This is a genomic window from Bacillus luti, from assembly GCF_001884105.1.
GTDB lineage: Bacteria > Bacillota > Bacilli > Bacillales > Bacillaceae_G > Bacillus_A > Bacillus_A luti.
Map to the genome: position 1 here is coordinate 25,325 of NZ_MACI01000050.1, position 9,406 is coordinate 34,730.

9 protein-coding genes are annotated in these 9,406 nt (G+C 37.1%); all 9 read right to left on the reverse strand.

Annotation, left to right across the window (positions count from 1 at the left end; translation table 11 throughout):
• Positions 1 to 155: 155 nt before the first annotated feature.
• Entirely contained in the window at positions 156 to 1,838 is a 1,683-nt protein-coding gene (gene glpD / locus BAQ48_RS11520) for an aerobic glycerol-3-phosphate dehydrogenase (protein WP_071711181.1), read from the reverse strand.
• A gap of 133 nt (positions 1,839 to 1,971) precedes the next feature.
• Positions 1,972 to 3,462 carry a glycerol kinase GlpK gene (gene glpK, locus BAQ48_RS11525; RefSeq protein WP_071711182.1) on the reverse strand — a complete coding sequence of 497 codons (1,491 nt, stop codon included), beginning with the start codon at positions 3,460 to 3,462 and terminating at the stop codon, positions 1,972 to 1,974.
• A gap of 13 nt (positions 3,463 to 3,475) precedes the next feature.
• Positions 3,476 to 4,297, reverse strand: a complete 822-nt coding sequence (gene glpF / locus BAQ48_RS11530) for a glycerol uptake facilitator protein GlpF (protein ID WP_071711183.1) — start codon at positions 4,295 to 4,297, stop codon at positions 3,476 to 3,478.
• A gap of 228 nt (positions 4,298 to 4,525) precedes the next feature.
• Positions 4,526 to 5,086 (reverse strand): glycerol uptake operon antiterminator GlpP, encoded by a 561-nt coding sequence (gene glpP, locus BAQ48_RS11535; RefSeq protein WP_000394290.1) that lies wholly within the window; start codon positions 5,084 to 5,086, stop codon positions 4,526 to 4,528.
• 87 nt (positions 5,087 to 5,173) lie between these two features.
• A complete protein-coding gene (locus tag BAQ48_RS11540) occupies positions 5,174 to 5,623 on the reverse strand; it encodes a helix-turn-helix domain-containing protein (RefSeq protein ID WP_071711184.1) in 450 nt (149 codons plus the stop codon).
• A 377-nt stretch (positions 5,624 to 6,000) separates the two neighbouring features.
• Positions 6,001 to 7,074 carry a DUF3994 domain-containing protein gene (locus tag BAQ48_RS11545; protein WP_071711185.1) on the reverse strand — a complete coding sequence of 358 codons (1,074 nt, stop codon included), beginning with the start codon at positions 7,072 to 7,074 and terminating at the stop codon, positions 6,001 to 6,003.
• Positions 7,075 to 7,102: 28 nt separating this feature from the next.
• Complete coding sequence (locus BAQ48_RS11550; RefSeq protein ID WP_071711186.1) at positions 7,103 to 7,750, reverse strand: DUF7018 domain-containing (lipo)protein; 648 nt, start codon at positions 7,748 to 7,750, stop codon at positions 7,103 to 7,105.
• 283 nt (positions 7,751 to 8,033) lie between these two features.
• A complete protein-coding gene (locus BAQ48_RS11555) occupies positions 8,034 to 8,885 on the reverse strand; it encodes a DUF2935 domain-containing protein (protein ID WP_071711187.1) in 852 nt (283 codons plus the stop codon).
• A gap of 174 nt (positions 8,886 to 9,059) precedes the next feature.
• The gene (locus BAQ48_RS11560) at positions 9,060 to 9,260 is read right to left on the reverse strand and encodes a sporulation YhaL family protein (protein WP_000449226.1); all 201 of its coding nucleotides are present in this window, start codon (positions 9,258 to 9,260) and stop codon (positions 9,060 to 9,062) included.
• Between the last annotated feature and the right edge of the window lie 146 nt (positions 9,261 to 9,406).

The following is a 9,406-nucleotide window of genomic DNA, read 5'->3' on the forward strand; positions in this document are numbered from 1 at the left end:
TACACCTCATATTGGTATCTTATTTTTTATTACACTTATCTCGATAACCTAAATATTAGGTTTTTAGGTTATAAAATACAAGTGTAGCATTTAAAATTCTATACATAACGCACAAAAAAACCACCTAAAGGCTCCCCTTCAGGTGGTTTTCTCTTTTATGCTAACGCAGCTGCTTGCTCTTGTTGATCGATAGGAATTACAGCGTCTGTTAATGCTTTTTCTAGTTCAGCTGTGTATTTCATTTGCTCTTCTTTGCTCCAGCCTAGTTTCGCAGCCATGTAGTTGATTACTGCTTCTTTCCACTCGTATACCCAGTGGATGTTGAAGAATACAGCGCCTCTGCGGCGTACGAAGAAGTCAACTGGTTTTGCTGTCATTTCGTAATCCATTGCGTATACAAGCGGGATTAGAACGTCAAGCGGCATGTTGTATTCTTTCGCTTCGTTTTTATGCTTTTTCGCTAAGTCGAACAGTACGTCAACGTTAGAGCCATAGAATTTCGCGAATTCTTCCGCTTGTGCTGCTGTTAAACCGTATTTCGTACCTTCGCCAGCTTTTTTCGCAACGAATGCTGGGAATCCGTGTGAACCACTTACATGTCCACCAGAGATTGGCATATGTTTCGTGTCGCTCTTCGGATATGCACTATGACCTTCTTTTTGTAGTAAGTTCGTTACGTAGTCTACTACCATTTCAGCCATTTTGCGGTATCCTGTTAATTTACCACCTGCGATTGTAATTAAGCCAGATTCAGAAGTCCAAATTTCGTCTTTACGAGAAATTTCAGATGCATTTTTACCTTCTTCGTAAATTAACGGACGTACACCAGCCCAGCTTGATTCAACGTCTTTCTCCGTAATTTTCACGCTTGGGAACATGTAGTTAATCGCATTAATGATGTATGTGCGATCTTCTGTTGTCATGTGCGGTACAGCTGCGTCTTTATCATAGAACGTATCTGTTGTACCTACGTATGTTTTCCCGCCGCGTGGAATCGCGAACACCATACGTTTATCTGGTGTATCGAAGTAAATCGCTTGACCTAATGGGAAACGTTTTTGGTCAATTACTAAGTGAACACCTTTTGATAATTGAAGTACTTTCCCTTTTTTCGAATTATCTTTTTCACGAAGTGTATCTACCCAAGGACCAGCTGCGTTTACAATTTTCTTACCGTAAACTTCATATACTTCTCCGTCTAGTAAATCGATTACACGTACACCACATACTTTTCCATCTTTATATAAGAAACTGTCTACTTTTGCGTAGTTAACAGCTTTTGCGCCATGCTCAATTGCTTCTTTCATTACTTCAATTGTAAGACGAGCATCGTCTGTACGATATTCTACGTAGTAACCGCCGCCTTTTAATCCATCTTGTTTTACAAGAGGCTCTTTGTTTAACGTTTCTTCACGGTTAAACATTTTTCTGCGCTCGCTTCGTTTTACGCCTGCTAAGAAGTCGTATACACGAAGACCAATTGATGTACTGAATGATCCGAACGTACCGCCTGTATGGAACGGAAGTAACATCCACTCTGGTGTTGTTACATGGGGACCGTTCTCATATACGATCGCACGCTCTTTCCCCACCTCTGCTACCATTTTCACTTCAAGCTGTTTTAAATAACGTAGACCACCGTGTACAAGCTTCGTTGAACGACTTGATGTACCTGCTGCAAAGTCCTGCATTTCAAAAACAATTGTAGATAATCCGCGTGTTGCCCCATCTAATGCAATACCAGAACCAGTAATACCTCCACCAATTACGATCACATCTAACTCTTGTTTATTTACTCCGTTTAATACGTCTTTACGTTGTTTACTTGAAAATTTCATGGTAATTCCTCCCTTTGATAACGAAAAAAGAGACCACAAACTCCGCTATAGATTTCGCCTCTATAGCGCGTTGTGGTCTCTCCAAATCTCCTACCGAATTATTAACTTGTCACCATTATAACACTGTTTATGATTATTTGAAAGCTTTTGTTGCTTCAATTGCTTTTTTCCATCCAGCATATAGCTCTTCGCTTGTTGCCGCTTCCATCGTTGGTTCAAAGCGTTTGTCCATATGCCACTGCTCTTTAATTTCATCTTGGTTTTTCCAATATCCAACCGCAAGACCAGCTAAGTATGCTGCACCTAGAGCCGTTGTTTCATTGATCACTGGACGCTCTACAGGAACGTCTAAAATATCACTTTGGAACTTCATTAAGAAGTTATTTTTAACTGCTCCGCCATCAACGCGTAACGTGTTTAATTCAATACCTGAATCTGCTTCCATCGCACATAATACATCTTTCGTTTGGTAAGCTAAAGATTCTAGTGTTGCACGAATGAAGTGCTCTTTCGTCGTACCACGCGTTACACCAAACATCGCGCCGCGTACTTCACTATCCCAGTAAGGTGTACCTAATCCAACGAATGCTGGTACAACGTATACACCTTCAGTTGATGCAACGCGTGAAGCATATACTTCACTCTCACTCGCATCTTTAAACATGCGCATTCCGTCACGTAACCACTGAATTGCAGAACCTGCTACGAAAATACTTCCTTCTAATGCATAGTTTACTTTACCATCTATTCCCCATGCAATTGTTGTTAATAGGCCGTGCTCAGAAGCAACTGCTTTTTCACCTGTGTTCATTAACATGAAGCAACCAGTTCCGTAAGTGTTCTTCGCCATACCTTCACCGAAACAAGCTTGTCCAAATAATGCCGCTTGTTGGTCACCAGCTACACCTGCAATCGGTACATTTTGACCGAAGAAGTGATAATCAATTGTTTCCCCATATATTTCAGATGATGGGCGTACTTCTGGAAGCATGCTCTTTGGTACTGTTAACATGTCTAGAAGCTCATCATCCCACTGTAAGTCGTGAATGTTAAACATTAATGTACGTGATGCATTTGAGTAATCTGTTACGTGTGCTTTACCACCAGATAATTTCCATACAAGCCACGTATCAATTGTTCCGAATAATAACTCGCCGTTTTCTGCTTTTTCTCTTGCACCTTCAACGTTATCTAAAATCCATTTTACTTTCGTACCAGAGAAGTATGCATCAATTAAAAGACCTGTTTTTTCGCGAACCGTTTCGCTATAACCTTTTTCTTTTAACTCATCACAAATTTCAACTGTTTGGCGAGATTGCCATACGATTGCGTTGTAAATTGGTTTGCCAGTCTCTTTATCCCATACAACCGCTGTTTCACGTTGGTTCGTAATACCGATACCAGCGATTTGTTCTGGTTTTACATCTGCTTCGCTTAAGCAAGTTGCGATAACTGCTAAAATAGATCCCCAAATTTCTTGCGCGTTATGCTCTACCCAACCTGGCTTTGGAAAATGTTGCGTAAACTCTTTTTGAGCTGAATGAACAATTTCACCTTTTTTATTGAAAAGAATTGCGCGTGAGCTTGTTGTTCCTTGGTCTAATGAAAGAATATATTTTTTCATATCGGTTTCCCCCTTATGCTACTTTTCTACTATTTGTAGTGTTTCCGCTTTTTTTACTTGTCATATAAGAGATTGCTAGTACAATCACAGTTGCAATAATCACATAAATAAGTGCTGAATTTTGTTTTCCTTCAAATACAACTTGATGGAATAAACCTGCAAGTGATCCACCTAAAATCGGACCTACTACTGGAATCCATGCATACTTCCAGTTTGAACCGCCTTTTCCTGCAATTGGAAGGAAGAAGTGTGCAATACGCGGACCTAAATCACGAGCCGGGTTAATTGCATATCCTGTCGTTCCACCTAATGATAAACCAATACTTACAATTAAGAAACCTACGATAAATGGATTTAATCCATCTGCAAATTTATTTGCACCAATTGCTAATATACCAAATACTAAAACGAATGTTCCAATCATTTCACTTAAAAGGTTTGCAAATGTGTTCGGAATTGCTGGACCTGTTGCAAATACACCTAATTTTGTTCCTGGATCTTCTGTTTCTTTCCAGTGTGGTAAGTAATGTAAATATACAAGAACTGCCCCGATAATTGCCCCAATCATTTGTGCTGCGATGTACATTGGTACGTCACTCCATGGGAACGCTCCCTTAAACGCTAACCCTATCGTTAAAGCTGGATTCAAATGTGCCCCACTAATTGATCCAACTGCGTACGCTGCAACCGCTACTGCTAAGCCCCAGCCCATTGTAATGACAATCCAACCAGAATCTTTCGCAAATGACTTCTTTAAACTTACACCAGCACAAACACCGCCACCAAGTAAGATTAACAATGCAGTCCCTATTAACTCTCCTAAAAATGCTGACATAGTATCCCTCCACAATCAATTTAAACGCTTTCAAAAGTGATAGAGGTAAAATGAATGGCCATTCGTTTTTTTCAAAAGAAAAAGATCCACAGCTTTGCACGCTTCTATATAAATTTATATAGAAACAATGAAATGTGGATCTCTTCTTTTCTCCGTCACGTTTATTAACTTGTCTATAATGTTAACCTCTCGTGAAAGCGGTGTCAACAGAATTTTTTCACATTTTCGTCACTTTTTTTGGTAATGTTTCCATAGTTCTTTCTTCGATGTCGTAATTGCTGTCGCACCAGCATTTAAAGCTCTTTCCACATCTTCTACAGTACGAATAAAACCACCCGCTAAAATCGGGACACCAGTACGCTCTTTCACTTCAGCAATCACATCTGTTAGCGCACCAGGAAGCACCTCTATATAATCCGGCTTCGTCTTTTCTAGCAAATTACAGCTCTTTTCCATCGCGCTAGAATCAATTAAAAAGATGCGTTGAATTGAGACAACACCCTTTTGCTTCGCCTTCATAATTACACTCGCCTTTGTCGATAATAACCCGTACGGTTTATATTCTTGGCATAAAAACTCCGTTGCATGCCCATCACTTTGTAATCCATGGATCAAATCAACATGTAAAAACACCTTTTTACCATGCTGCTTCGCAAGTGACACGACACTCTTCAATTGACCAACATGAATATCTAAAATAACGATATACTCATACGAACTATGTAATAGCTTTTCCAAATCTTTAATTTGCCTCACTGCCGGCAAAATCTTTTGTTCATGAAATTCCATTCTAAATTTCCCCTTCTTTATGTCATCCTATCCTTTATAGTACACAATTTGAGTAGAAAGAACAGCTAGTGCGGGGAATTATTTCCTCTATCTATATATTTTCTTCAACTTATCAGATCCCATACCACCTATGACCATTAATATGAGGGGTAAAAAATTCATTACATATGGCGCATCCGCTACAATTGTAATGCTCGCTCCGGCAAACTTATTTAACATCCATACAACGATTTTTGTAATAAACAAAAATACGCCAAGCATGAATAAACTATCGAAAAACACCTTCCATTTTGGATGCGCTAATTGTTTACTATCCTCAATTACTTTCTGCGTCAACTCTTCATCACTCCTTAACAGCTCATCAATCGTAATACCGAACAGATCGCTTAAATGAATAATAATTTCAATGCTCGGATAGTTCTTTCCCGTCTCCCATTTCGAAACGGATTGCCTACTTACATGAATTTTTTCAGCCAAATCACTTTGCGACCAATTTCGTTTTTCTCTTTCTTGTTTTAAGCGTTCACTAAAAATCATACTGTGTTTATCACCTCTCTACGTCTAGTATGGGCAAATAACTGATGAAGAGTAAAGCGAGTTGTCGTTGCGTGTCCTGTGCAACTTGTGCGTTACAGCTTAAAATGGCGCTATTTCATATGCTGTGCGATGTAGGTTTCATATATTTTTCTTCTATAATAATTTCCCGAACAATAATACAAAAAACCGATACTATTAAAGATAGGATGCGACATAAAAATACGCTATTCCTTCTTCGCATTCTCCAGAAAGAAAATCATTTTGTTCATTTCTCACCTTATGCTGGTATGGATAGCGCCTGGAAAGATAATGAAGAAATAGAATTAAAACTAACAAAAAAAACCTGTAAAATTTATTACAGGTTTTTTGCCAATTACTTATTGTTTTGCATACCGAATACGAACGTTATCATCCATATGATAAATTTGTAATGTGTTTCCATCATAGTTTTGTAATTTATACATGATACTATCATTTGTTAGCTTTACTTCTTGACCGTCTTTAACTGCTTTTGTTACTTTTAAAGATAACTGGAATGAGGGAACATCTACCGCATATGTTCCTGTTAAATAGTTATCTTTATTCGGATAAGAACCATTCGCATAGGACTCAAATGTTTTATCACCTTTTAGTACTAACGTAGTTTTTATACCACTACCGTAATCAATACCCCAATTACCAATAATCTCAGTACCATCTTTAATGTTCTTCTCCATGTTACTATAACTAATTCCTAACTCTTCACTTGTACCAACTGTACCTACAAATACCCCTGTTTTAGCTTGGCTTTTATCTGTTTGAGCCTGACTATCAGTAGTTGGGTTTGCCTGTGTAGAATTACTTGTTGTACTAGTAGATTTTTCTGTGGCTGTATCACCTTTTATTTCAGATCTTAACTTATCGAATGTAGGCTTCCAAATACGTTTTGCTTCCTCTAGTTTTGTATTTGCTTTATTTAAGATTTCCTTATCAGTCTCTAAGCTGAATCCTTTATCGCTGAATAACTTCTCTATTTCACCAAATGTCTCTCTTAGTTTACTCGTCGCTCTTTCAATCTCTTTTTGGTCTTCTTTATGTTTTGACGGTGCGTAAATCTTTTCTATCTTATCAAATACTTTATAGATGTCTTTAATACTATCTAATACCTCAGCTTTTGATTTACTTCCATTTCTCAAATCTCTTACAGAAGCATCATAGTAATCAAATCGTCTTAACATATCCTGTTCAATGTCTAATAAATATTGTGCATAATCTTCATCTAAAACTCGAACCTTTTGAACATCTTTACTTTCTTCTTTCGAATTAGTTGATTTTTCTTTCGTTTCAGCAGCCTTAGATTTGCTTGTTTCTTCTGTCTTTTCCTCTTTACTTGCCGAATCTTTTACTGTAACACAGCCACTTAATAATAAGGCAACTGGAATTGCAGTAGCTATTAGTTTCTTCACTTTCATACCTCATACCCCTTTAAGTAATTTATTCTTAGTTGGTCTTACTACCGATACTTTTCGCTGCTTCCTCAAACAGTTTTGAACCTTCTTGCGCTTTGCTTACTGCTTGATGCATTTTACTCTCGTCTTCTTGGTCCAATGCATCAAAGAGAAGTTGAAAACAATCCGCATACAGTTCCATCGATTGTTTTATCTTCGCCTGTTCTCCCTGTAACTCAGGAGGCGCTTGTAGGTTCTTCAGTTTCGTTGCGGTTGCCTTCGCTCCACCTAAACTCAGTTGTACTTCACTTTTCTTTTGTTTGTATGTTTTTACGTCTGAATCTGCTATTCCTTCAATTAATTTCATCGTATCTTCAATTTGAGTAGCACTGTTTATGATATCTGCCTTATACCTTTCAACATCTGAACCAGTTACCTTACCAGTTGAAGAATTTGAAGAAGAGCTTTGTTGACTACTTGATGAACTACTATTTGTACCTTCACCTTTCGCTACAGATAAGCTATCCTCTTTCTTGCTATCAGTTGACTTACTCTCTTTTTCAGTAGCTTTATTCTCTTTCTCTACCTTTTGCGTTTCTTCTTTCTTTGGTTCAGCTTTCTTACCATCAGTTTCAATTGTAATACAACCGCTCAATAACATAACTGGTAACGCTAAACTTACTAATTTCTTTGCTTTCATGATTACTAATACCCCTTTATTTGTAAAATTTAGTGCAACAAGTTAACATACTTAACTAATAAATTTTCCAAGAATAATTTATTAGAATCTACCCCCATAGATTTCCTGTATATTCATAATCTTTCCATATATCATTTTACAAAGAATTACATATTTGGTCAAAGGGATTTATCTTTAAAGGGAAATTTACTAAACGAAAAGAAAATTTTAATCACAAAGAAAAGAAGCTAACAATAAATTGTTAACTTCTCAACTTAAGTAAAATAGTATCTTTCCTTATCTTCTAATATCTAGGTTGTGATTGAATATTTGTAAGATGAGTATCAAACATATCAATTATTTCAAGAAATCTATCAGCTTCACGGAAAACATGATCTGCTAATAATGGATGAATGATACTCTTTATTTTGCATTGTTCAATTAAATCACGTGCTGTTTTCTTAAAGTCCCGAAGAGATGTAACCGACACACGATTTTGATCTAAAAATTGATCTAAAAGAGGGACCGTTTGGGATTGTGGCTTCATAGATTCTAAGTCAATTGCTTGATACATCAATTCATCAAAATCATTGCTGAAATTCCGTGCTGTATCTACAAGCTTTCTTTCCGATGGATCAAGAAGATGACCAATAAATTTAGCATGGTCTGCCATAATCCGTAAAAAGAAAACATTTTCTTTAATAATAGCATCAGGAAGAGCATCTAATTTTCCTTCATTTAATTCCAGTAAACGTTTTCTAAAATAATCAGCCTCCCTACTTGTATGGTCAACTAACAGTGGAAAATTATTTTGTCCTGGCAATTTACATGTGAGAATCAACCCTAAAATTTTTCGTTTAAATCCCCAAATATTAGTTGCGGCTTGTTGTACTTCTGAATTAAATCTTTTTATTTGCTCAGGATCTGTTTCATTTGTATAGGAATACGCTATTTGTTCGATATGTTCAAACAATCGATAAAATTGATTAGCCTCTTCGATTAGTTGGGTATCCTCGCACCTAAATCCCAAGCGAAGAAAAAAAGAATGCTCCTTCATGATTCTAGACCAAAAACGAATTTCATTTAATGAACGCTCAACAAACATTACAGACGTAACACCCGTATCAGGATGTAATGTAGTTTCATCCCTATGCATTGTTAATCCCCCCCCAGTAAATACCACACTAGTTCCATTCTTATGAGGAAAAAAATATATAAATACCATCAATTAAAGTTCATGATGAATTTCGTATACATGCTCCCAAAAAAGAAAAAAGGCTACCACCTTAGATGTAAACTTCTACTAGATGATAGCCACTCAAAATTTCTATTAAAGCAATACCGAATCCTTATCACTACTCTGATTACGTTTCTCGCGCTCTTCTTCTAAACGCTTCATATATACTTCGCCTTCTTTTTCAATAAACTCATTATCCATATCTTGCTCTTTTTTCGAAGTATATAAAACCATGTATCCACTTAGTACAATCCCAACAATTACAAGATAAACCCACCATGGTAAAGTTTCCAAATCACTTCATTCCTTTCCTTAGACAAGCCTTATTAGTTTCACTGTATGAGGAAAGAAGTGGATTTATGCTTAATTTTTTATCCCGCTTTAATGGGCAGTAAGACCCCCACCTCAAAATTCAGCGAAAGCAAAGAATTTAGGTGGGG

What these genes read in the sequence shown, in the direction of transcription:
- BAQ48_RS11555 (WP_071711187.1), bottom strand. Translation starts at nt 8,885, where the DNA reads ATGCATAGGGATGAAACTACATTACATCCTGATACGGGTGTTACGTCT.
- glpF (WP_071711183.1), bottom strand. Translation starts at nt 4,297, where the DNA reads ATGTCAGCATTTTTAGGAGAGTTAATAGGGACTGCATTGTTAATCTTA.
- BAQ48_RS11540 (WP_071711184.1), bottom strand. Translation starts at nt 5,623, where the DNA reads ATGATTTTTAGTGAACGCTTAAAACAAGAAAGAGAAAAACGAAATTGG.
- glpD (WP_071711181.1), bottom strand. Translation starts at nt 1,838, where the DNA reads ATGAAATTTTCAAGTAAACAACGTAAAGACGTATTAAACGGAGTAAAT.
- BAQ48_RS11550 (WP_071711186.1), bottom strand. Translation starts at nt 7,750, where the DNA reads ATGAAAGCAAAGAAATTAGTAAGTTTAGCGTTACCAGTTATGTTATTG.
- BAQ48_RS11545 (WP_071711185.1), bottom strand. Translation starts at nt 7,074, where the DNA reads ATGAAAGTGAAGAAACTAATAGCTACTGCAATTCCAGTTGCCTTATTA.
- glpK (WP_071711182.1), bottom strand. Translation starts at nt 3,462, where the DNA reads ATGAAAAAATATATTCTTTCATTAGACCAAGGAACAACAAGCTCACGC.
- glpP (WP_000394290.1), bottom strand. Translation starts at nt 5,086, where the DNA reads ATGGAATTTCATGAACAAAAGATTTTGCCGGCAGTGAGGCAAATTAAA.